The 21,414-nt window shown below is 70.5% G+C and carries 20 protein-coding genes; 12 read left to right on the forward strand and 8 right to left on the reverse strand.

The features are described 5' to 3' along the window. On the reverse strand, positions 1-1,260 hold a 1,260-nt coding region (locus tag ABZU76_RS42830), incomplete at its 3' end, for an MFS transporter (RefSeq protein WP_354881448.1). Positions 1,261-1,432: 172 nt separating this feature from the next. On the opposite strand from ABZU76_RS42830, the gene ABZU76_RS42835 reads away from it, so the two are divergent. Next, complete coding sequence (locus ABZU76_RS42835) at positions 1,433-2,929, forward strand: serine/threonine-protein kinase (protein WP_354881451.1); 1,497 nt, start codon at positions 1,433-1,435, stop codon at positions 2,927-2,929. Positions 2,930-2,933: 4 nt separating this feature from the next. Here the strand turns inward: ABZU76_RS42835 and ABZU76_RS42840 are convergent, their stop codons facing one another. Then, positions 2,934-3,575, reverse strand: coding sequence for an HAD family hydrolase (locus ABZU76_RS42840; RefSeq protein WP_354881454.1), 642 nt, complete (start codon positions 3,573-3,575; stop codon positions 2,934-2,936). Positions 3,576-3,657: 82 nt separating this feature from the next. Then, positions 3,658-4,578: an SDR family NAD(P)-dependent oxidoreductase gene (locus ABZU76_RS42845; RefSeq protein ID WP_354881456.1), complete on the reverse strand. Its 921-nt coding sequence runs from the start codon at positions 4,576-4,578 to the stop codon at positions 3,658-3,660. 126 nt (positions 4,579-4,704) lie between these two features. On the opposite strand from ABZU76_RS42845, the gene ABZU76_RS42850 reads away from it, so the two are divergent. The 5 genes from ABZU76_RS42850 (at position 4,705) to ABZU76_RS42870 (ending at position 9,447) form a co-directional block, all read left to right on the forward strand. Next, positions 4,705-5,265 (forward strand): helix-turn-helix domain-containing protein, encoded by a 561-nt coding sequence (locus tag ABZU76_RS42850; RefSeq protein ID WP_354881459.1) that lies wholly within the window; start codon positions 4,705-4,707, stop codon positions 5,263-5,265. Between the two features lie 231 nt (positions 5,266-5,496). Then, the gene (locus ABZU76_RS42855) at positions 5,497-6,183 is read left to right on the forward strand and encodes a HEAT repeat domain-containing protein (protein ID WP_354881684.1); all 687 of its coding nucleotides are present in this window, start codon (positions 5,497-5,499) and stop codon (positions 6,181-6,183) included. Beyond that, the gene (locus ABZU76_RS42860; RefSeq protein WP_354881462.1) at positions 6,170-7,165 is read left to right on the forward strand and encodes a HEAT repeat domain-containing protein; all 996 of its coding nucleotides are present in this window, start codon (positions 6,170-6,172) and stop codon (positions 7,163-7,165) included. Before ABZU76_RS42855 ends, ABZU76_RS42860 begins: the two co-directional genes overlap by 14 nt. 56 nt (positions 7,166-7,221) lie before the next feature. Next, positions 7,222-8,418: a DNA polymerase IV gene (gene dinB, locus ABZU76_RS42865; RefSeq protein WP_354881465.1), complete on the forward strand. Its 1,197-nt coding sequence runs from the start codon at positions 7,222-7,224 to the stop codon at positions 8,416-8,418. A 216-nt stretch (positions 8,419-8,634) separates the two neighbouring features. Continuing rightward, a complete protein-coding gene (locus tag ABZU76_RS42870) occupies positions 8,635-9,447 on the forward strand; it encodes a hypothetical protein (RefSeq protein WP_354881468.1) in 813 nt (270 codons plus the stop codon). 252 nt (positions 9,448-9,699) lie between these two features. On the opposite strand, the gene ABZU76_RS42875 is transcribed toward ABZU76_RS42870, so the two are convergent. The 4 genes from ABZU76_RS42875 to ABZU76_RS42890 form a co-directional block, all read right to left on the reverse strand. Continuing rightward, on the reverse strand, positions 9,700-12,327 hold the full coding sequence (locus ABZU76_RS42875; protein ID WP_354881471.1) for a choice-of-anchor P family protein: 2,628 nt from the start codon (positions 12,325-12,327) through the stop codon (positions 9,700-9,702). Between the two features lie 117 nt (positions 12,328-12,444). Continuing rightward, on the reverse strand, positions 12,445-13,656 hold the full coding sequence (locus ABZU76_RS42880; RefSeq protein WP_354881474.1) for a monodechloroaminopyrrolnitrin synthase PrnB family protein: 1,212 nt from the start codon (positions 13,654-13,656) through the stop codon (positions 12,445-12,447). Positions 13,657-13,678: 22 nt separating this feature from the next. Then, on the reverse strand, positions 13,679-14,089 hold the full coding sequence (locus tag ABZU76_RS42885) for a DUF742 domain-containing protein (protein WP_354881476.1): 411 nt from the start codon (positions 14,087-14,089) through the stop codon (positions 13,679-13,681). 163 nt (positions 14,090-14,252) lie between these two features. Continuing rightward, positions 14,253-15,653 carry a sugar porter family MFS transporter gene (locus ABZU76_RS42890; protein ID WP_354881478.1) on the reverse strand — a complete coding sequence of 467 codons (1,401 nt, stop codon included), beginning with the start codon at positions 15,651-15,653 and terminating at the stop codon, positions 14,253-14,255. A gap of 449 nt (positions 15,654-16,102) precedes the next feature. Here ABZU76_RS42890 and ABZU76_RS42895 point away from each other — a divergent pair, with 449 nt between their 5' ends. From ABZU76_RS42895 to ABZU76_RS42905, 3 genes are read left to right on the forward strand one after another with little or no spacing between them, the layout of a single operon-like run. Beyond that, complete coding sequence (locus ABZU76_RS42895; RefSeq protein WP_354881481.1) at positions 16,103-16,402, forward strand: type VII secretion target; 300 nt, start codon at positions 16,103-16,105, stop codon at positions 16,400-16,402. Then, positions 16,399-17,967 carry an alpha/beta hydrolase gene (locus ABZU76_RS42900; RefSeq protein ID WP_354881484.1) on the forward strand — a complete coding sequence of 523 codons (1,569 nt, stop codon included), beginning with the start codon at positions 16,399-16,401 and terminating at the stop codon, positions 17,965-17,967. The genes ABZU76_RS42895 and ABZU76_RS42900 overlap by 4 nt, the downstream gene beginning before the upstream one ends. After that, positions 17,964-18,593, forward strand: a complete 630-nt coding sequence (locus tag ABZU76_RS42905) for a hypothetical protein (RefSeq protein ID WP_354881487.1) — start codon at positions 17,964-17,966, stop codon at positions 18,591-18,593. The genes ABZU76_RS42900 and ABZU76_RS42905 overlap by 4 nt, the downstream gene beginning before the upstream one ends. Position 18,594: 1 nt before the next feature. Here the strand turns inward: ABZU76_RS42905 and ABZU76_RS42910 are convergent, their stop codons facing one another. Further along, a complete protein-coding gene (locus tag ABZU76_RS42910) occupies positions 18,595-19,365 on the reverse strand; it encodes an SDR family oxidoreductase (RefSeq protein WP_354881490.1) in 771 nt (256 codons plus the stop codon). A gap of 85 nt (positions 19,366-19,450) precedes the next feature. Here ABZU76_RS42910 and ABZU76_RS42915 point away from each other — a divergent pair, with 85 nt between their 5' ends. The 3 genes from ABZU76_RS42915 to ABZU76_RS42925 all read left to right on the forward strand — a co-directional run bounded on the left by ABZU76_RS42915 (position 19,451) and on the right by ABZU76_RS42925 (position 21,354). Further along, positions 19,451-20,044, forward strand: coding sequence for a TetR/AcrR family transcriptional regulator (locus tag ABZU76_RS42915; protein ID WP_354881493.1), 594 nt, complete (start codon positions 19,451-19,453; stop codon positions 20,042-20,044). Between the two features lie 43 nt (positions 20,045-20,087). Next, entirely contained in the window at positions 20,088-20,402 is a 315-nt protein-coding gene (locus tag ABZU76_RS42920) for a metalloregulator ArsR/SmtB family transcription factor (RefSeq protein WP_354881496.1), read from the forward strand. Between the two features lie 85 nt (positions 20,403-20,487). Further along, positions 20,488-21,354 (forward strand): TIGR03620 family F420-dependent LLM class oxidoreductase, encoded by an 867-nt coding sequence (locus tag ABZU76_RS42925; RefSeq protein ID WP_354881499.1) that lies wholly within the window; start codon positions 20,488-20,490, stop codon positions 21,352-21,354. Positions 21,355-21,414: the final 60 nt, after the last annotated feature.

Consider the following 21,414-nt stretch of genomic DNA (forward strand, 5'->3'; position numbering starts at 1 on the left):
ACGCCGTACGCCGCCCCGGCGCGGGGGGGGGGGCGGGGCGGCGGGGCGGCGTGGGGTACGGCGCGGGGCGGGGCGCGCGCCCCGCCGCTGCCCCCGGGGCGGCCCCCACGCCGCGCGCAGCCACGCCGTGGCGGCGAGGGCGGCGACCGTCGCACCGGCGACGGCCGCGACGGCCACCACGGTCGTGGGCGCGAGCACTTGCGCGAGCGCCCCGGCGGCCGCGATGGCGAGGCCCTGCGACGCCCGCAGCGCTGCGATCGCGACGCCGATCACCTGGCCGCGCTGCTCGGGCGGGGCGGCCAGGCTGTACTGCACCTGCGTGATCAAGTCGTGCGCGGAGAACATTCCGGACAAGGTCCACAAAATCACGATCATGACGAGCCCGGGTGTCCAGGCCGTCGGCAGCAGCACCAGGCTGGTCGCCACGGCGAGCGGCCCCAGTAGCCGTGCCTGACGCACGCGTGGCAGCCGGCTGAGCAGCACCGCGCCGAGCAGCGACCCGACGGGGTTGGCGATGAGCAGCCACGGCAGCACCCCCGTGCCGCCGAGCTGCGCGGCGATCGGCACGGCCAGGCCTTCGGGCACCACGTAGAACCCGCTGCAGCACGCGATCGCCAGCAACGACCGCAGCCGCCGGTCTCGCCCGACCAGCCGGCAGCCCGCGACGAGCGAAGCCCACTGGGAGGCCGCCGCGGGACCCCGCTCGACGACGTCGACCGGGTGCGGCCGCAACCCGCAGCGCAAGGCGAGCGCCGACACCGCGAACGTCACCGCGTCCACCGCCAGCGCGCCCGTCACCCCGAGCCACGCGACCACCGCCGCGCCGGCGCCGAAGCCGATCACGAGCGCCGCCTGGTACGTCGAGGACAACATCGCCTGGCCGACGGGCAACCGGTCCGGCCCGAGGATGTCCGGCAGCACGGCCTGCCGCGCCGCCTGGAACGGCCCCGCCGCCAGCTGCACGACCACCAGCAACGCCGCCGCGACCGGCCACGGCAGCCCGGGAATCGCCATCACGGCCACGAGCACGGCGCGCAGCACGTCGGCCACCACGAGCACCGTGCGGCGCGGGAACCGGTCGGCAAGGCCGCCGAGCGCGCCGCCGAGCAGATCGGGCAGGTAAGTCAACGCGTACGTGAGCGCCGCCCAGCCCGCGGATTCGGTACGGTCGAACACGAGAACCGTGAGCGCGACGCGAGCCAGTTGATCACCGGCGACCGACAGCACGTGCGCGAGCCACAGGGCCCGGAATTCGGTCACGCCGAACACGTTTCGGAATGACGGGGCCTCGGCGCTCATATGATCAGAGTGTCCCGGGTCGGCCACGCGGAGCAACCCCCGCACCCACCGGTGGGTCGTAGGGACGCCCGGGCGAGCGCCGTGAAAAACTTGGCGATCGCCGTCCGTGAACGTCGCACTGAGGGGTTTTTCGTTGACCGAGGAGAGCCGGCAGATCGCCGGTCGCTACCAGCTCGTCGAGCTCATCGGCAGCGGAGCCATGGGCATGGTCTGGCGCGGCGAGGACAAGATCCTCGGCCGCGTCGTCGCGGTGAAAGAACTCCTCATGCCGATGAACCAGGGCGAGGAGAAGGTCGCCGAGGCGAAGAGTCGCGCCATGCGCGAGGCTCGCATCGCCGCACGCCTGCAGCACCCCAACGCCATCTCCGTGTTCAACGTGGTCGAGTACGAAGACCGCCCGTGGCTGATCATGGAGTACCTCCCCTCGCGCAGCCTCTCGGCGAAGCTGCACGACGACGGCCCGCTGACCGTCGACGAGGTCATCCCCATCGCCGTGCAGCTGGCCGGCGTGCTCACCGCCGCGCATCGCGCCGGCATCGTGCACCGCGACGTGAAGCCGGGCAACGTCCTGCTCGGCGAAGACGGCACCGTCAAGGTCACCGACTTCGGCATCTCCCGCGCGGTCGGCGACGTCACGCTGACGGCGACGGGCGAAATCTCCGGTACGCCCGCGTTCCTCGCGCCCGAAGTCGCGCGCGGCGAAGAAGCCATGTTCGCTTCCGACGTCTTCGCCCTCGGCGCCACGCTTTACATGGCGGTGGAGGGCGCGCCGCCGTTCGGCACGGCGGACAACGCGATCGCGTTGCTGTACCGCGTGTCCAGCGGTTCGATCACCCCGCCGAAGCAGGCGGGGAAACTGGAGCCGCTGCTGCTGAAGCTGCTGGAGCTCAAGCCCGAAGACCGGCCGTCGATGGCCGAGGTGCTCACCGAGCTGCGGGAGCTCGACGGCGGCGTCACGCCCGTCGCGTCGGTGCCGATCCCGCTGACGGTGCCCGCGCCGCTCCCGGCCGCTCCGGCTCCGGCCGTCGCTCCGACGACTCCCGCCCCGGCACCCGTCGATCGAAGACGGCGCTCGATGGTCCTCGCCGGCGTCGGCGCGGTGCTCGTGGTGGTCGTCGTCGTGGTGATCGTGCTGGTGAACCGCAACAGCGGCACGACCCCGACCGCCGGTGGCGCGTCGCCGGTGGTCAACTCGTCGTCCGCGAACTCCCCGGCTCCGACCACGAACCCGCCGACGACACCGACAACGCCGACGACACCGCCGCCGAGCAAGCCGTCGCTGCCCAGCACCCCACCGTCTTCGCCGTCGAGCAGTTCGGTCAGCTCGCCGCAGGACATGGTCGCCGCGGTGCAGAACTACTTCAACGTGCTGCCGGGCAACATCGATCAGGGCTACTCGTTGCTGGCCAAGTCGTTCGAGTCGCACGGCAGCACCCAGTCGATCGCGAGCTACAAGTCTTTCTGGGGCGGCATCGCCAGTGTCAGCGTCAGTGACGTGAAACAGGCCGGGCAGAACCAAGTGAGCGCGGTGGTGCACTACGTCAAGAAGTCGGGCCTGACGTCCACTGAAGCCCACACCTACACGATGGTCGACGAGGGCGGCGTCTGGAAGATCGCCCGCGAGGGCTGAGGCCTCACTCCAGCAGCAGCTCGATGGCCCCGGCCGCGTCGGCAACGATGTGGTCCGGGGCCTTTTCGTCCCCACCCCACGCGCGCCCGCGATCGACCCACACCGTGTGCAGCCCCGCGGCCCGGCCGCCGGCGACGTCGGTCTCCTCGCCGTCGCCGACCATCCAGCCGTCGCGCAACGGCGCCTCGCAGCGTGCAGCCGCGATCTCGAACAGCCGTCGGTCCGGCTTGCCGACGCCTTCGTGCTCCGAGATCGCCCACCCGTCCACGAGCCCCGCGACGCCCGCGCACAGCAGGGTGGCGAGCTGCTGTTCGGCGTTGCCGTTGGTCACCACGCCGATCCGCCAGCCCGCCCCCCGCAACCGCGGCAGGCCGGCCAGTACGCCCGGCGCGGCGGGGATCAAGGCCGGGTGCCGCTGCCGGTACGACTCGAGCAGCTCCGCCGCGGTGTCCCGCAAGGCGAACCGGTCGCGCACGTCCTTGAAGAAGACGTCGCGCGGGGCGAGCCCGTCCTGGTCGGCGGATGCGAGCCAGGCGGCGTCGTCGGGCGTCAGGCGGTGTTCCGCGCAGAACTCCCAAGCCCAGCGCCGGAAACCCTCCGCCCGGTCGACGAGGGTGTTGTCGAGGTCGAACAGCACGAGCCGCACCGAACGACCCTAAGCAGACATCGCGCGCACCCGCACGCTGATCCGGCCCGAACGACCCGAGCGGCGCAGGCCGACCGTCGGGTCAGCGCGCGAGCAGCTCCAGCGAGACTTCCCACAGCAGCGTCGCGGCTTCAGGGTTGAGCGCGTGGGCCGCGACGCCGTCGTGTGACGGCGGGACGTGGGGCTCGGCTTCGTTGTTGTCCTCGAAGTAGCGGCCGCCGACGCCGGCCAGCAGGGGAGACGCGGCGAGCAGCACCGAGGTCGACGCGCCCTGCTCGGTGGTCTTCCACGCGTAGGTCCTGGCGATCTCGGCGAATTCGGGGTCGTCGGCCTGGTGGCGCTGCAGGTTGGTGCGGATGCCGCCGGGCATGAGGGCGTTGGCGGTGATCCCGTCGGTGGCCCAGCGCCGCGTGGCCTCGACGGCGAAGAGCACGTTCGCGGACTTCGACTGGCCGTAGGAGGACCACGGGTCGTACTCGCGGCGCTCGAAGTGGATGTCGTCGAAGACGATGCCCGAGCGCAGGTGGGCGCTGGAGCTCACGGACACGATGCGCGCGTCGCCGGCTTGGGCGAGGGCGTCGTGCAGGCCGAGCGCGAGGCCGAAGTGGCCGAGGTGGTTGGTGGCGAACTGGTGCTCCCAGCCTTCCGGCGTCCGGTTGAGTGGTTCGGCCATCACGCCGGCGTTGTTCACGAGGATGTGGAGCGGGCCCTGCCAGTCGCTCGCCAGCTTGGCGACGGAGTCGCGGTCGGCCAGCTCGAGGTGCTTGACGTCGACCGCCGCGTTGCCCGTGGCCGCCGTGATCGCCGCGGCCGTGTGGTGCCCGGCCTCGGTGTTGCGGACGGCCAGCGTGACCCCGGCCCCGGCCTGCGCGAGCGCGCGGGCCGTCTCGACGCCGATGCCGGACGCGCCCCCGGTGACGATCGCGCGGCGGCCGGTGAGGTCGACGCCCGCGCTGACGTCGGCGGCGGTGGATTCCCTGGTGAACGGGGTGGTGATGCGCATGGCGTTCCTGTTCTGGACTCGATTCGGAGGAGCCTCCGCTTGAGTCCGACATTAACCGGAGGACCCTCCGTTCGCAAGTATGCTTGAGTTGACGGGAAGGAAAAGGGGAGAGGTGACCAAGCCGCTGTGACGAAACCACAACGTGCGGACGCACGGCGCAACCGCGACCTCCTGCTCGCGTCCGCGGTGCGGCTGTTCTCCGAGAAGGGCCTCGACGCCACGCTCGACGCGATCGCCAAGGACGCCGGCGTCGGCATCGGCACGCTGTACCGCCACTTCCCGACGCGCGAGGCCCTGATCGAGGCCGCGTACCGCAACGAGCTGGACCAGCTGTGCGACGCCGGCCCCGCGCTCCTGCAGGAGCTGCCGCACTACGAGGCATTGCGCACGTGGATGGACCGCTTCGTGGACTACATGACCACGAAGATCGGCATGTCCGACGCCCTGCGCGCCGTCATCGCCTCCGGTGGCAACCCCTACGCCCACAGCCGCGACCGCCTGAACTCGACCATCGAGCAGCTGGTCTCCCCGTTGATCGCCGCCGGCACCCTCCGCGACGACGTCCTCGTGGACGACGTCCTCATCGGACTCAGCGGCATCGCCCTGGCGGCCGGCCGGCCTTCGCAACGCGAGCAAGCCGGGCGGCTGCTCGACCTGCTGCTGGACGGGCTGCGCTTCCGCGGCTGAGCGGCCGGGCCACGGCACGGTCAGGGGCCGGAGCCGGCTGCCGGCACGCGCTGAGACTGAGCGCGCTCGTGAGGCTGATCGCCGCGAAGATCGCCGATCGGCCGGCCCGATTCCTCGGCTGACCCGGCATGCGCTCACGGTGTTCGGCGCGAGGGGACCGGTCCCGATGGTGAAGTCGCGGGCCGAACTTGACCTTGACATCGTGACAAGGTCTTCACTGGGTTGCAGGAGGTGGTCCCGATCAACACGCCACACAAGAACCCCAACCTGCTCGAAGCACTCAGCGCCGCCAACTCGTCGGTGCGGCTGCAGGCGGCTCTGGCGACCGGCACCGACGCCGACCCCGGGCTCCTCGAGACGCTCGTGGCGCGGTGCGCGGTGGAGCCGGACTTCTTCGTGCGCGACATGCTCACGTGGGCGTTGACGCGGCTGCCGGCGGAGCTCACCGTGCCCAGGCTCGTCGTGGAGCTGCGGTCCGGGCGTGCCCAGGCCCGGAGCCAGGCGCTGCACACCTTGTCCAAGATCGGCGACGCGAGTGTCTGGCCCGAGATCAGCCGGTCGTTGCTGCGCGACGCCGACGACGAGGTCGCGCGGAGTGCGTGGCGGGCGGCCGTCGTGCTCGTGCCCGAGGTGGAAAAACCCGCGCTGGCCGAGGACCTGGCGGCGCAGCTCGGACGCGGGGACCGGAACGTGAAGCTGAGCCTGAGCCGGGCGCTCGTCGCGCTCGGGGACGTGATCGAGCCGATGCTGTTGACGGCGCTGGCGAGTGCCGACCCGGTGGTGCGGGCGCACGCCCGCGCGACGGAGCGGCTGCTGCGCGACCCGGAGGCGGCGTTCGACCCGGCCGTCGACGAGGCTAAGCGGATCGCCGCGCTCGGACCGGAACGTGCGGCGGAGGTGGCCGGTGCTGATCGGTGAGGTGGCGCGCCGCTCGGGGGTGAGTGCCCGGATGCTCCGGCACTACGACACCCTCGGGCTGGTGCGTCCCACCGGCCGCACCGTCGGCGGCTACCGCGAGTACTCCGCCGAGGACATCCGGCGGATCTTCCACGTGGAAAGCCTGCGGTCGCTGGGGTTGTCACTGCGCGAGATCGGCCGAGCGCTGGAGGATCCGGCTTTCGCACCGTCCACATTGGTCGGTGAGCTGATCCGGCGGACCGAAGACCGGCTGAAGCGCGAGCAGGAGCTACTGGAGCGGCTGCGCCGGGTCGACGCGTCGGCGCCGCCGGCCTGGCAGGACGTGTTGCGCCTGGTCGAGCTGCTGCACGGGCTCGACTCGCCGGATGCCGCGCGCCGGCAGCAGGCCGCGCTGGCCCCGGTGGAGGAGATGCCGGCGGAGCTGCTGGCGGAGGCGGTGCTCGCCGAACCCGACCAGAACGTCGCGGGTGCCCTGAGGTGGGCGCTCGCGCGGGCCGGCGGCGACGGGCTGGCGAGCCTGGCGACGGGTGTGCGTTCCGACGACGTCGAAGTCCGGCGGCGCGCCGTCCGGGCGATCGCCTCGCTGCCGGGGGAGGACGCGACGGCGGTGCTTCGTGAAGCGCTCGGGGACTCGGACCCGACGGTGCGCACGCGGGCAGCTTTGGCGTTGGGCGGCCGCGGTTTTCCCGAGGCCGTGCCGACGCTCGTCGCCATGGTGGTGGACGGGCCCAACGACGTCGAGGCGGCCGAGGTCCTGGGCGCGCTGTCTCTGGACGCCTCGTGCGCCGGCCCGATCAAGGCCGCGCTGGCCGACGAGCTCGCCGCCCACACGTCGGATTCGGCCGTGCGGATCCGGCTGACGCAGGCGCTCGCCGAGCTGCCGGCAGCCGAAGATCTCCTTCAGCAGCTGACCAAGGACGGCGACCCGGCCGTCGCCCTCGTCGCCTCGGCACTCGCGCGAATGCAGCGGTCCGACGGCTGATATTAGGCCATTCAGGTGACAAAGGCACCGCTTTTGTCGGTGTTCGATGCGAACATGTGTTCGTGTCGACTGAAGGCCCCATCCTCCACGCCGACCTCGACGCGTTCTACGCGTCGGTCGAGCAGCGCGACGATCCGCGCCTGCGCGGCCGGCCCGTGATCGTCGGGGGCGGGGTGGTGCTGGCGGCGAGTTACGAGGCGAAGCGGCTGGGCGTGCGCACGGCCATGGGCGGTGCGCAGGCTCTGCGGCTGTGCCCGCACGCGGTGGTGGTGCCGCCGCGGATGGCGGCGTACAGCGCGGCGAGCAAGGCCGTGTTCGAGGTCTTTCGCGACACGACGCCGGTCGTGGAGGGACTGTCGATCGACGAGGCGTTCCTCGACGTGGGCGGGCTGCGGCGCATCGCGGGCAGTCCGTCGGAGATCGCGCGGCGGCTGCGGGCCGAGGTGCTGGCGCGCGTCGGGCTGCCGATCACGGTGGGGGTGGCGCGTACGAAGTTCCTCGCGAAGGTGGCCAGTGCGGTGGCGAAACCGGACGGGTTGCTGGTCGTGCCGCCCGACGGGGAGCTGGAGTTCCTGCACCCGCTGCCGGTGGAGCGGCTGTGGGGCGTGGGAAAGGTGACGTCGGAAAAGCTGCACTCACGCGGGATCCGCACCGTGCGGCAGGTGGCGCAGCTGCCGGAGGTGGACCTGGTGTCGATGCTCGGGCGGGGAGCCGGGCACCACCTCCACGCGCTGTCGCACGGTCTGGACCCGCGCCCGGTGCAGGTCGGGCGGCGTCGGCGGTCCATGGGTTCGCAGCGGGCCCTGGGGCGCCGGCGGCGGTCGATGGCGGAGCTGGACGAGCTTCTTGTGTCCATTGTGGACCGTCTGGCCCGGCGGCTGCGGTCGGCGTCGCGGCTCACGCGCACGGTGGTGCTGCGCATGCGGTTCGCCGACTTCACGCGGGCCACGCGGTCGCGGACGCTGGTCGAGGCGACCGACCACACCGAGACGTTGCTGGCCGCGGCGCGGAAGTTGTTGGTGGAGGCCCAATCGCTGGTCTACGACCGGGGGCTCACGCTGCTGGGGATCTCGTTCTCGAACCTGACGCCGCACGGGTCGGTGCAGCTCGTGCTGCCGTTCGAGATCGAGGACGGGGTGGTCCTCGACTCGGCCGTGGACGGGATCCGCGACCGGTTCGGGAGCGCGGCGATCACGCGCGGGTCGTTGCTGGGGCACGACCCCGGGATGTCGGTGCCGCTGTTGCCTGACTGATCTTCACCTGGATTTGCCTGCATCAGGTGAAAAACTCACTGTGGATCAGCGGCGGATGCTCTGAATGGCGCTGTAACGAACGAAGGGCTTCGGGCGACGGAGGGGCAGCTACGTTTTCCCGAGTCTTCCCGAAAATGCCAGAGCGGTACCCCTCGGACGAAATAGTGAGAAAGCATGGACAAGCAAAGACGTCGGCGTGGTATCACCATTCTCTCGATGGTGGCGGCCTCCGCCGCAATGCTGTTCGTGGCGCCCGGCGCGGCGCTCGCGGCCCCGCCCAGCAGCGCGATCGACGTGAGCCCCACGAGCCTGCAGCGCGGTGAGACCTTCACGGTCACCGAGACGCTGTACAACCCGCAGGACTTCGTCGTCACCGGCGCCAAGGCCGCGCTGTACGGCAAAGAGGCGCCGATCACCGACGTCGCCGACGTGGTGTCCTGCAACGTCGCGTGCGGCGTGCTCGGCAGCAGCCTCCGCGCGACCGTCGGCGACCTCGCGCCGAGCCAGAGCGCCACGGTCACCTTCACTCTCAAGGTCAAGGACACCGCTCCGACCGGCTCGATCACCCTGCAGGACCAGTTCGTGGGCGACAACTTCGCCTTCGAAACCCTCGACGGCCCGGCCATCACCGTCACCCCGGCCACCGACTCCGCCGACGTCGCCGTGTCCCTGACCGCCGCCCCCGCGGGCGTCCTCAGCTCGGAGATCACGTACACGATCACCGCCAAGAACGCCGGCCCCGCCACCGCCACCGGCGTCAAGCTCCAGGCGACGCTGGCCAACGGCCTTCAGTACTCGAAGTCCTCCAACTGCACGGCTTCCGGCCGCACTGTCACCTGCAACATCGCGTCCCTGCCCTCGGGCTCCTCGGCCAAGGCGAGCTTCACGGCCCGCGCCGGCCTCCTGACCCTCGGCACGCTCACCACCACGGCCCAGCGCCAGGCGAGCTCCCCGACGGACCCCAACTCGGCCAACGACAAGGCGTCGCGCTCCTGCCACGCCGTCACCAGCTTGCTCATCAGCTGCTGACCGTTCCCCGCGAACCGGCCCGGCACCCTCTTGACGGGTGCCGGGCCGATTCACGTTCTCTGCCTCCTCGCCTAATGCGCCGGTGGACTTTTTTCCTTACTCACCCGATCGGGTTGACAAGACATTTTCCAAGCGGTCTGTCCACCCTGCCGGGATAACAATTCATCCCCGGCCCTATTTCCCTTGTCACGTACGTCCGAATCGGCCGAACGGGTTCCGGGGACCATCAACGACCGCCGGAACCCCTCGCCGTCAGAAGCCCATCCGGCAACCCGACAGCACGACCTCCTGGCCGAGCAGCGTCACCACCCGCACGGCGTACTGCGCGAGCTGGCCGTTCGGTCCAGTGACCGTCTCGTTGAGGTGAACGGTCGCCACGCCGGGGATGCCGATGGTGACCGGCTCGGTGCCGATCGGCTGGCCGTTCAGCGTGCCCACGCGGGAAGACCCGTGCAGGCCCGACTCGTCGGCGACGCAGGACGACTGGATGTCCGTCAGCGAGATCACGCCACCCAGCAGCGACGCGCCCGAGACGAGAGCGCCCGCGTTGGTGCGGCCGGTGGCGGCGTCGAGGGTGCAGTCGGCGTGGAGGGCCTCGACGGAGGCCAGCCCGAGCACGTTCAGCGAAGCCGTGGTGTGGTCGCTGTTCGGCGGGCAGCCGGCGAGCGGCGTCTTGCTGACGTTGATCAGGCCGCTCGCGCTGAGCGACCACGCCTCGGCCCGCACGTACGACACGATCTTGACCACGGCGGTGGCCGCGCCACCGTCGTCGTCGGTCACGGTGACCAGCACGTTGTGCGCGCCGACGCCGGTGAAGGCGTGCGAAGCGGTGCAGGTGCCCGAACCCGGCGTCTCGGCGACGGCGCCCGTGGCCACCGGCGAACCGTCACCGAAGTCGACCGTGCAGGTGTGCGTGTCGTGCCGGCCGATGTCGGTGAACGGCGCGGTGACGCCGATGGACGCGTTGCGCAGCACAAGCTGCCCGTCGGGCGGCGACGAGATGCTCACGTGCGGCGCGACATTCGTCAGCGTCAGCGTGGTGGTCTTCAGCACGGCCGGGTGCAGGCTGTCGTCGGCCGAGAGCGTCAGCGTCCACACACCGTCGTCGTCACAGGTCACCGTGGTGGACAACGCGGCGGGATCCCTGAAGGCACAGGAAGTTCCACTGTCCACACCGGACTGTGGAGCCGCGCTCCAGTGCGTGGCGAGCGTGGGACCGTCCGGATCGGACACCGAACCGACCAGCGAAACCGCCGTGCCCTCCTGACCCGCGTACGGGCCGCCGGCCACCACCACCGGCGGATCGTTCACGATGATCCGCACGATCGCGGTCGCCGCACCACCGTCGTCGTCGGTCACGCGCACGAGCACGTTGTACGTGCCCGAAACCGTGTATGCGTGCGAAGCCGCGCAGGTGCCCGAGCCCGGGGTCTCCGAGACCGAACCCGTGACAAGCGGCGAACCGTCCGCGTAGTCGACGGTGCACGTGTGCGTGTCGTGCTTGCCGACGTCGGTGAACGGTGCGGTCACCGCCACCGCCGCCCCGTGGTTGAACACCGCGTCCGTGGCCGGCGCGGTGACGCTCACGTGCGGGGCCACGTTCGACACGGTCAGGTTCGTCGTGCGCGAGACCGGTGGGTTCACGCCGTCGTCGGCGGTCAGCGTGAGGGTCCACACCCCGTCGTCGTCACACGTCACGGTGGTGCTCGGCGCTGCCGCGTCGCCGAAGGAGCACGTCGCACCGGCGTCGACGCCCGAGCCCGGCGCGACGCTCCAGTGCCGCGTGCCGGCGGGCCCGTCCGGATCGGTGACCGTGCCGGCCAGCGAGATCGCCGTGCCCTCCTGACCCGCGTACGGACCGCCCGGCGCGACGACCGGCGGCGCGTTCACGATCACGTGCGTGCAGTCGGCCACGGTGCCCGGGCCGCCGCCGTCGGTGCCGTGCGCGGTCACGCACAGCTCGTGGCGCCCCGGCGCGAGGTCGCCGGTGGCCACGGAATACGTGACGGACGCCGGACCCGTGCGGGGCAGCCCGGGGTTCACGTTCGTCACGGGGGTCGCGCCGCCGCCGTCGACCGACAGCGTCAGCGCGCTGAGCTGCGAGTCGATCACGCCCGGGAGCACGTTGGGCAGGTTCGCGGGGTCGGGCACGGCGGTGCAGGTGCCGCCGGTGAGGTCGGCGATGGCCTGCAAGCTCGCCGCGTACGAGGTCCCGGCGCAGCTCGCACCCGCGCCGACGGCGAACGTGTAGTACGTAACGCTCGCGGGCACCGAGCTCAGCGGCGGCCGCACGTCACCGCCCGCGATGCCGTCGGAGAGGAAGACCACGACCTTGCGGTTCTCGGTCTGCGCGTTCGTCACGGTCTTCGCGGCGTTGATCCCGGCGACGTAGTCCGTGCCGCTCGGGAAGCTCTTCGCGGTGAACTTGCCGACGCCGCCGATCACGGCCGAGTCGAGCACCTCGTTGATGTCCCGGGTGCCGTTGCCGTTGTCGTCGGCGGTCGGGGTGGTCAGGGGCTGGTCGCCGGCCGCGGGGCGCACGTCGGCCGCCTCGCCGCCGCTGCCGAACACGGCCGCGCCGACGCTGCCGATCACGGTGTTCGGGGCCGCCGCGTCGTTGTTGAGCGCCTTGGCCGCGGCGATCTCGCAGCCCAGCACGGTGGTGTTCGCGCAGCCGGAGCCGGTGCTGCCGGACACGTCGAGCACGTAGGTGAGCCCGGTGTCCTTCACCGCCGCGCCGGTGCCCACCGACGCGGTGCCGGTGACGGTCGCGGGTCCCTGGGGGATCACGGTGTCCTCGGCCGGCCCGGTCACGGTGACCGCGATGCTCGATCCACCCGGCAGGTTCCCGGTCACGGCCGCGGCCGGTATCGCACTCATGGCAAGAGCCGTCACGGCCAGCGTTGCGGCGCCGGCCCACATTCTCGGTCTCAAGGCTTCACTTCCCTTTCGTCGATCGGAATCAACGGTGGGAAAGTCGCCGCCGGACCCGCGTAGTTACTGGGCCGATGCGGTGAGTGACGCAGGGTGGCCGTCACCGGTTCCGGGCGAAACCAGTTCCCGGAGCCGGTCGAGGTCTTTTCGAGCCGACGGTTTTCCGGGCCGGTCGCGGGCCGAACGCAGATCCGCCAGGTACGAAAGACCGGAAACCACGACCTCCAACGGCGGACCGCTCGCGGTGAGTTCCGAAAGCCGTTCCGGTGGCGCCGTTTTCGCGGGTTCGACGAGGAACGGCAAAACAAGCTTGTGGTGGTGGTAGGTGTACGCGGCACCATGGGCGCGGCACAGGGCGATGAACAGTTCCGCGTTGCGGCTCAGGTGCGGGCCGGGTGAACTCTCGGCTTCCCTCAGGAATCGCGTGAGCAGTGATTCCTCGTCACCGATCGCCCGCAGTCGCACCTGGTCCTCCGGGGTCACGTACGGGTACTTCTCCACCACCACGTTCTGGTAGAACGGATCCCGCGTGGTCGCCAGTCCCAGCAGGACGTCGAGTTCATTGATCGCGGAGAAGTCGCCGGCGTTCGCGCCACGGTATTCGGCGTTGCCCACGCGATAGGTTTTGAAGTACGGCCGCACGTTGAAGAAGAATCGCTCCACATCCAACGTCTTCGACAGCGTCCGGTTGAACTGCAGCACGTCTTCCAGCGCCGCCCGCGCCGTCTCCAGCAAATACGCCGAAAGCGGGCTCGACACCCCGATCGGAACAATCCGTCGGATGGCCTCGGCCGCGCGTTGGTAAGCGAAGACGGCCAGCCCGTTGTTGGTCAGGAAAACAGCCTCGTCTTCGAGTGAAGTGAAGGTCTGGAACTGCCCGCCGCTGGCCGGGTTGTACATCGCCTGGTGCGCGAAAACGAACCGCGGCGCCACACCCAGCGAGGACCCGAGCAACGATGCCAGCGACCAGGCGGACGACAGCTCCTCGGCACCCGGCGCAACCGATTCGTGCCTCCGGCAGGCAGCGAGGTGGTAGCCCACCATTCCGAGAAGTTGGTACTTCTCCCGCTCTACCACGGGTAGCGCGCCCTCGTCGAGGATGCGGCCGATCAGGTGGTGGCCTTCGGCGACGATGGCGCGCTTGAGCTCGTCCAGGTCGGGACGGCCGTCGAGGACCTCGCGCCGCTCGGCGAAGTACGCCTCTTCCAGCGCGGTGTTGTACTCGACGAACTCGTTCCTGATCCACCGGTCGAACCGGGCCACGGAAGTCGTCACCGCGCCGAGGATATCCGCGGTGCTACAGCCGGTCGAGCCCGCCGAGCATGCGGTCGAGCGTCTGCGCGCGGGCCTGGGCGTCGTACGCGCCGACCGGCGGGTGGGCGTGGAGCAGCTCCTCGTTGAGCAGTTCGTCCACCAGTTCGCGGGCGGTGCCGATCGAGAGATTGAGGTACGCCGACAGTTCGGCGACCGACACCGTGGACACGCACAGCTCGCACGCGCTGCCGTAGGGCTCCCGCAGCAGGCGGCTCAGCCGGCGGCCCAGCTCAGTGGTCGAGACCAGTGTCTCGAGCGCGAGGTCGTGGCTGACGTGCACGGGCGTGCGGGTGCGCGCGTACGGCCGCACGAGCGACAGGTCGTCGGGTTCGCCGGTGCCTTCGGCGGGATCGGACACGCGGTGCCGGCCCGGTGTCCCGTCCGGCTCGGTCATGCCGCCACCTCCTCGCGCTCTGGTGGCAGTACAGCACCGTGATCACCGCTGTGCCAACTCCGCGCGGCAAATTCTGTCCGAAGTGGACCTGACGCGGACCTGAAAACGACGGCAGCCGGGGTGCGGCGCGAACGCCGCACCCCGGCCGTCCGGGCGGAGGTGATCAGGCCGCTTCGGCCTTGGCGCGCGCCTTGTGGCGCCCGCGCAGGTCGAGCTCGATCTGCTCGAGCGTGCGGCCCTTGGTCTCGGGGACCAGCCACTTGGTGAGACCGAACAGCACGACGTTGATCCCCGCGAACAGGAACATCGAACCGCCGAGCCCCAGCGCTCCCGGATCGGAGATGATCGGGAAGATCGCGCTGATGATGCCGGTGGCGGCCCACAGCACCACGCTGCTGATGCCCATGCCCGCCGCGCGGGCCTTGAGCGGGAACACCTCGGCCATCATGACCCACACGACCGCGCCCCAGCCGAGCTCGTAGCCCACCAGGTAGAGCACCATCGCGACGAGCATCAGGATGCCCTTGGTGGTCACGTCGTGCACCTCGATCACGATGAACCCGGCCGCGACGAGCGTGATAACCATGAGCACGTTGCCGATCAACAGCAGCGGCTTGCGGCCCCAGCGGTCGACGACGAACACCACCCACGCGGTGAACAGGAACTTCGTGATACCCAGCAGCACACCGGACAGCAGCGCCGCCTGCGTGGCGAAGCCGAGGCCGATCAGCATCGTCGGGAAGTACGCGTTGACCGCGTTGACACCGCTGAACTGCTGGCCGACGGCGAGCAGCAGAGCCACGATCAGCATCGGGCGCACCATCGGCGCCCACAGGTCGCGGAAGCGCGTCTTGGCCGATTCCGTGTCGAGGCGGATGACCTCGCGGATGGTGCTGATCTCCTCGTCGACGTTCACCGAGTTGCCGTGCGAGCTCTTGAGCACCGAGCGCGCCTGCTCCTCCTGGCCGTTGGCGAGCAGCCACCGCGGCGTCTCGGGCAGGAAGATCAGGCCCACGAGCAGGATCACGGCCGGCACGACGGCACCGGCGAACATCAGCCGCCAGTTGCCGGACGGGCCGAGGCCGTAGCTCACGAGGAACGCGATCAGGATGCCGAGCACGATGAAGATCTGGTTGAGCGCGCCCATGGCGCCGCGCTGGCGGGCCGGGGCCAGCTCGGACAGGTAGGTCGGCACCGTGGACGAGGAAAATCCGATGCCGACGCCGATCACGAGCCGCGAGATGATCAGCAGCGCGAAGCTCAGCGAGACGCTCGCCGCGATCGTGCCGATGATGACGATGACCGCGGCCACCATGATCGTGCGGCGCCGGCCCAATTTCTCGTTCATCCGCGAGGAGAAGAGAGCACCGACGATCGCGCCGACCGACAGGCTGGCGGTGATCACGCCCTTGTCCCACCCGGTCAGGTTCCAGGTCTTGCCGATGAACGGCAGCACACCCGAAATGACACCGAGGTCGTAACCGAACAGGATGCCGCCGAGGGCACCGAAGAAGTACAACGTGGTCCTGTTGATGGGCCGCCGCGCCGCGGCTGTCTGTGTCATTGCCGAGCCGTCTCTTTCTGGGGCTGGCCGGCCGGTCCGGTTCGCTGGGGGGTGGCCAGCGCCGTCGGGCCGAGCATGGTGGGTCTCGAATAGCCGGGTTTCCTGGCTGGGCGCGCCGGAGTTTCACAGCGCAGGGCTGTGAAACGGCTGGTTCCCCCGCCCGCGACGCCTTTCCTCGTCACGGAACGTTCAGCCGCCAAATCCGCCGGCGCGTTCCGACGAACTTCGCCGTACACATTCACACGCAGCTCATCCGTGGGCAATACACCGGCTGATAACTATTCAGTCACGTGACTGGTGTTCACATATGTGGACGGGGTAAGGGCGAGAGTGCCCAGGTCAGGCGCGGTGGTACAGACAATCCGGATTTCCGGTGTCGTCTCGGAACCGCGCGCATACGCCGTTCGTCGTACGGTGTCGTCTGGTCATCTGGGGAAGACGAGGTACGCATGGGCGCGGGGTTCGAAGTCGTTCCGGCGACGGTGAGTGAGGCGGCGGGCCACGCCCACCGCGCGGCCGCGACCGTGCGTCCGGTGGACCTCGCCGGCCCGCTCAGTGGGATCGCGACCGGGATGCCGGGTGGGACAAGCGCGACCGCGGCGGCGCAGCTGAGCGATGTCTGGCACGAGGCCGTGCCGCAGTGGGCGACCGACGCGGACGCGTACGGCGAACAGCTCGACGACGCCGCGCGCGGTTACCGCGGCACCGAGCAGCAGGCCGCGGACGACGTGAACGGGGCGGGCCGGTGATCACCTGGGGCGATGTGCGGAGCTGGAACGCCGGGGCGATCGGCACGGTGGCCGATCTGCTGAACCAACGCTGCGAGCAACTCCTGGCCGCCGACGGCGACGTCGAAGGCATGTCGCGCCTCGACGGCTGGACCGGTGACGCCGCGACGGCCGCGCGGGCTCGCGGCACCGCGTTGACCACGAGACTCGAACAGCTCGTGGCCGAGGCTTCGGCCGTGCGGCGTGGCGCGCACGAGACGCAGCTGGCCGTGGAACGGATCACCGCCGACGTGCGCGATACCGACGATTTGGCTTCGCACAACGGGTTCGCCATCGACGACGGCGGCTGGGTCACCCCCGTGCCGGGCCCGGGAGCGGCACCCGACGAGCGGATCCGCGTCGAGCTCTCCGACCGGATCGAGCAGATCCTGCGCCAGGCCACCGATGTCGACGCCGATTTCGCGGCCATCCTCACACGCGCAGCGCGCGGCGAGATCACCGACCAAGGCGCCACAACCCTTGCGCAGGCGGCCGACGCCGGCGCCGCGCAGAGCGGCCTGTCCACCATCGGCCCGCCGCAGGGCGGCACGCCCGGCGACAACCGCGCGTGGTGGGACAGCCTGTCGACCACCTCGCAGGGCACGATCCTGCGCGACAACCCGGACCTCGTGCGCAACCTCGACGGCGTCCCCGTCAAGGACCGTGACGCCGCCAACCGCCTTGTCCTGCAACGGGAAATGACCCGTCTCCGCAACGATCCGAGCGACGACGCGAAGGCGAAGCTGCGCGGGCTCACCGACATCGACAATCGCCTGAACGGCACCGGTCCCGGCAAGCCGCAGGCGTACCTGGTCCAGCTCGACACCAGCGGCGACGGCAAAGCCGTGGTCGCCGCGGGAAACCCCGACACCGCAACGGATGTCGCCACGTACGTGCCCGGCACCGGCAGTGAGCTCTCGAAGATCGGCGGCGACCTCGGGCGCTCGGACAAGATGTGGCAGTCGGCGACGATGGCGGGTTCGCCCTCGCCGTCCGTGATCACGTGGGTCGGATACGACGCGCCGGACGAACTGTGGGACGCGGCCGGCGAAAGCTATGCGGACCACGGAAAAGCCGACCTCTCGAACTTCGAGGAAGGCCTGCGCGCCTCGCACGACGGCACGCCGTCGCACAACACCGTGCTCGGCCACAGCTACGGCACCACGGTAGTCGGCCACGCCGCGCGCGACGGTGGCCTCGACGCCGACGAGATCGTGTTCGTCGCGAGCCCGGGCGTCGGCGTCGACCACGCGAACCAGCTGCACCTCGACGGCGTGCCGCAGGACCAGGTGGCGCAGCACGTGCACTCCACCGTCGCCGAGCACGACATGATCAAGATCACCAACGTCGGCGTCGCCGGCCACGACCCGCTGGGCCCGAACCCGGCGGGCTCGGGCTTCGGCGGCCAGGTCTTCGACTCCGCGCCCGGCACCAAGGGGCCGTGGTACGAGGGCGGGCTTTCCGGTGCGGCGCACAGCCAGTACTGGGAGGACAACAACCCCTCGCTGCGCAGCTTCGGCCGCATCATCGCGGGGAAGCCGGGGTGAGCGCCCGCCGCGCGCTCGCCACGCTGACCGTCCTGCTGACCTGTGTCGCCTGCTCCCCCGGAGGTGGGGCCATGGAAACCACGATGACCGAGAAACAAGCCCACGACCGGGTCGAGGACTACGTGCGCGCCGCGTTCGAGGCGTTGCCGGGCACCGCGTCGCGCACCTTGTTCTCGCAGAACCGGTCCGAGTGCACGGACCCGACCGACGACGGCCCGCCAGGGCGCTTCGAGATCTCGGTGACCTACGAGATCACCGGCGTGCAGGTGGCGGCGTTCGGCGAGCACTTCGACGCCGTCGTCACCTGGTGGCGGGCGCATGGCTTCACCGTCGTCACCGATCGGCGGCCGACCGACCAATACGTGTTCGTGCGCAACGCTTCCGACAGCTTCGACATGTCGATCCAGGCCAACGACCTCGGCAAGCTGTACCTCGGGGCGACCTCGCCGTGCGTGTGGCCGAACGGGGTGCCGGAAGCCGCGGGGGAGCCCGCCGAAACCGCCGCGGCCTCGGCGCCGGAGCCCCCCGAACCGGCTCCGAAACCGCAGCCGCGTCCTCGTCGTGCGGCGGTGGACGACGAGGACTTCGGCGAGACGAGCTGGTCGGACGGCGGCACGGCCTTCTGACTCAGGCCGACCGCACGGCCGAGTAGCCGCCGTCGACGCTGAGCGTGGTGCCGTGGATGTTCAGCGCGTCGTCGCCCGCCAGGAACAGCACGGCGTTCGCGATCTCCTCCGGCGTGCTCGCGCGCCGCGACGGGATGGTCGCGAGCATCGGCTGCACGCGCTCCAGCGCCTGATCGGACCCGGCGATGCGCTCGGTGAACGTGGGCCCGGGCGCGACGGTGTTCACGCGCACGCCCGACGGCCCGTACTCGGCGGCCCACGACTTGGTCAGCGAGTGCACTGCGGCTTTAGTGGTGCTGTAAAGCGCCGAGCCGGCCATCCCGTCGAGGCCGTTGATGGAGCCGAGGTTCACGATCGCGCCGCTGCCGCGCGCGGCCATGCCCGGCGCGAGCAGGCCGGTGAGCAGCATCGGCGCCTTGATGTTCACGGCGAGCGCGGCGTCGATGAGCTCTTCGGCCAGATCCGTGGTGGGCGACGGGAAGATCAGCAGGGCGGCGTTGTTGACGAGGATGTCGAGCGCGCCGCCGGCTGCCCGTTCGGCGGCTTCGACGAGCTCGCGCACGGCGGCGCCGGTGGTGAGGTCGGCGCGCAGGAACGTGGCGCGGCCGCCTTCTTCGGCGATGCCGGCGGTCACCTTCTCGCCGCGTTCGGCGTCGCGGCCGCTCACCAGTACGTGGGCGCCCTCGGCGGCGAACGCGCGCGCGATGGCGACGCCGATCCCGCCCGTCGACCCGGTGACGAGTGCGGTGCGGCCTTCGAAACGTGAGGTCACGGTGGAGCTTCCTTTCGTGGAATGGACTGGCGGGTTCAACCGTGCCCGCGCTAGATTGGACCGGCAAGTCCAGAAAGGTGTGCTCGTGACCCAGACACTCACCGCCAAGGGCGCCGCGACCCGGCAGCGCATTGTCGAGGGCGCCGCCGCGGAGATCCGCGAGCGCGGTGTGTTCGACACCACGCTCGACGACGTCCGTGCGCGCACCGGCACCAGCAAAAGCCAGCTGTTCCACTACTTTCCCGAGGGCAAGGAGCAGCTGCTGCTGGCCGTCGCGGAGTTCGAGGCCGAGCAGGTGCTCGGTTCGCAGGAGCCCTACCTCAGTGCCCTGCGCACGTGGGACGCGTGGCAGTCGTGGCGCGACACCGTGGTGGCGCACTACACCGAGCAGGGACAGCTCTGCCCGCTCAACGTCGTGATGTCGCAGATGGGCCGCAACACCCCGGGCGCGCAGGCGGTGTCGACGCAGCTGGTGGAGCGCTGGCTCGCCGAGCTCGCGGCCGGCATCCGCCACCTGCAGGCGGCCGGCGAGGTGGGATCGTCGGTCGACCCTTCGCGTGCGGCGTCGGCTTTGCTGTCCGGGCTGCAGGGCGGGGTGGTAATGCTGCTGTCCACGGGGTCGGCGGAGCATCTGGAGAACGCGCTGGACGTGGCGATCGAGAACCTGCGGCGGAGCTAGTTCGGATCGGGATACCGCGAAACGTGCGCGGTATCCTGGCGGTGTGGAAACAGTCGCGGATCCCGAGGTCGTCCGGGCGTTGCGCGCGCTGGCCAACCCCGTGCGGCTGCAGCTGCTCGCGTGGCTGCGTGAGCCCGCGCAGCACTTCCCGCTGGACGGTGGAGTCCTCGACGTCGGCGTCTGCGTGAGCCACATCCAGGCGAAGGCGGGCTTGGCGCAGTCGACGGTGTCGGCGTACCTCGCGGAGCTGGAGCGCGCGGGCCTGGTGCGGTCCACGCGGGTGGGGAAGTGGACGCACTACCGGCGCGACGAGGAGCGGATCGCTTCGCTGGTTTCGGTGCTGGGTCAGACGTTGTAGGTCTCTGTGGTTCTGGCTCGGGCTTCGTGGTTGCGCTTCATATCGTAATTCTGCGATACTTCGATGTGTGACTCGAGGAGATGGCATGGACGGGCTGGGGAAGTTCGGGATCTGGACGTTCGACTTCGAACACCAGCCCGCCGCATTGATGCGTGATTCGGTGCAGGAGCTGGAAGAGCAGGGCTGGCGCGCGATCTGGGTGCCGGAGCTGCTGGGCCGCGAAGCCCTGACGCACGCGGGTTTCCTGCTCGCTGCGACCCAGTGGATGCACGTCGTCAACGGCATCGCGCAGATCTGGTCCCGCGAGGCCCGCTGGACACAAGGCGCCGCCCACCTGCTCGCCGACGCCTACCCTGGCCGCCACGTCCTCGGCCTCGGCTACGGCGGCGCTCGTTCCGACGTCAAACCGCTGGCCGCCATGGCCGCGTACCTGGACGAGATGGACGCGGTGCAGAGCCCGAACCCTGCTCCCGCGTCGCCGATCCGCCGCATCCTGGCCGCCTACGGACCCAAGATGCTGCAATTGGCGCGCGACCGCGCTTCCGGCGCTCACGCGTACCACGTCACCGTCGACCACACCGCCCAAGCACGCGAGATCCTCGGCCCGGACGCCTTCCTGGGCGTCGAGCACGCCGTCCTCTTCGAACCCGACCCGGCCGTTGCCCGCGCCACCGCGCGCGAACATCTGGCGCGCTACCTGACGTCGACGTACAACGTCGCCAAATTCCGCCGCCTCGGCTACACCGAAGCCGAAATCTCGAACGGCGGCTCCGACCGCCTCATCGACGCCCTCGTCTTCTGGGGCGACGTCGATACGGTCGTGGAGAAGCTCCGCGGCCACCTCGCAGCGGGTGCGGACCACGTCGGGATCCAGGTCATCGGCACCCCGCCGGGCACGTCGGCCATGCCCCACTGGCGCCGCCTCGGCGAAGCCCTGCTGCCGGACAACTGACCCCCAGAAACGCCGACAGGCCGGCTCATCGACCGAAGTCGGTGAGCCGGCCCTGCGCGA

Source organism: Amycolatopsis sp. NPDC005232, from assembly GCF_040607795.1.
In the GTDB taxonomy this organism is placed as follows: domain Bacteria; phylum Actinomycetota; class Actinomycetes; order Mycobacteriales; family Pseudonocardiaceae; genus Amycolatopsis.

Bases quoted from the DNA above. Each gene is read 5' to 3' on its own strand.
- ABZU76_RS42885 (WP_354881476.1), bottom strand. From the start codon at position 14,089: ATGACCGAGCCGGACGGGACACCGGGCCGGCACCGCGTGTCCGATCCC.
- ABZU76_RS42845 (WP_354881456.1), bottom strand. From the start codon at position 4,578: ATGCGCATCACCACCCCGTTCACCAGGGAATCCACCGCCGCCGACGTC.
- ABZU76_RS42895 (WP_354881481.1), top strand. From the start codon at position 16,103: ATGGGCGCGGGGTTCGAAGTCGTTCCGGCGACGGTGAGTGAGGCGGCG.
- ABZU76_RS42875 (WP_354881471.1), bottom strand. From the start codon at position 12,327: ATGAGTGCGATACCGGCCGCGGCCGTGACCGGGAACCTGCCGGGTGGA.
- ABZU76_RS42870 (WP_354881468.1), top strand. From the start codon at position 8,635: ATGGTGGCGGCCTCCGCCGCAATGCTGTTCGTGGCGCCCGGCGCGGCG.
- ABZU76_RS42925 (WP_354881499.1), top strand. From the start codon at position 20,488: ATGGACGGGCTGGGGAAGTTCGGGATCTGGACGTTCGACTTCGAACAC.
- ABZU76_RS42890 (WP_354881478.1), bottom strand. From the start codon at position 15,653: ATGACACAGACAGCCGCGGCGCGGCGGCCCATCAACAGGACCACGTTG.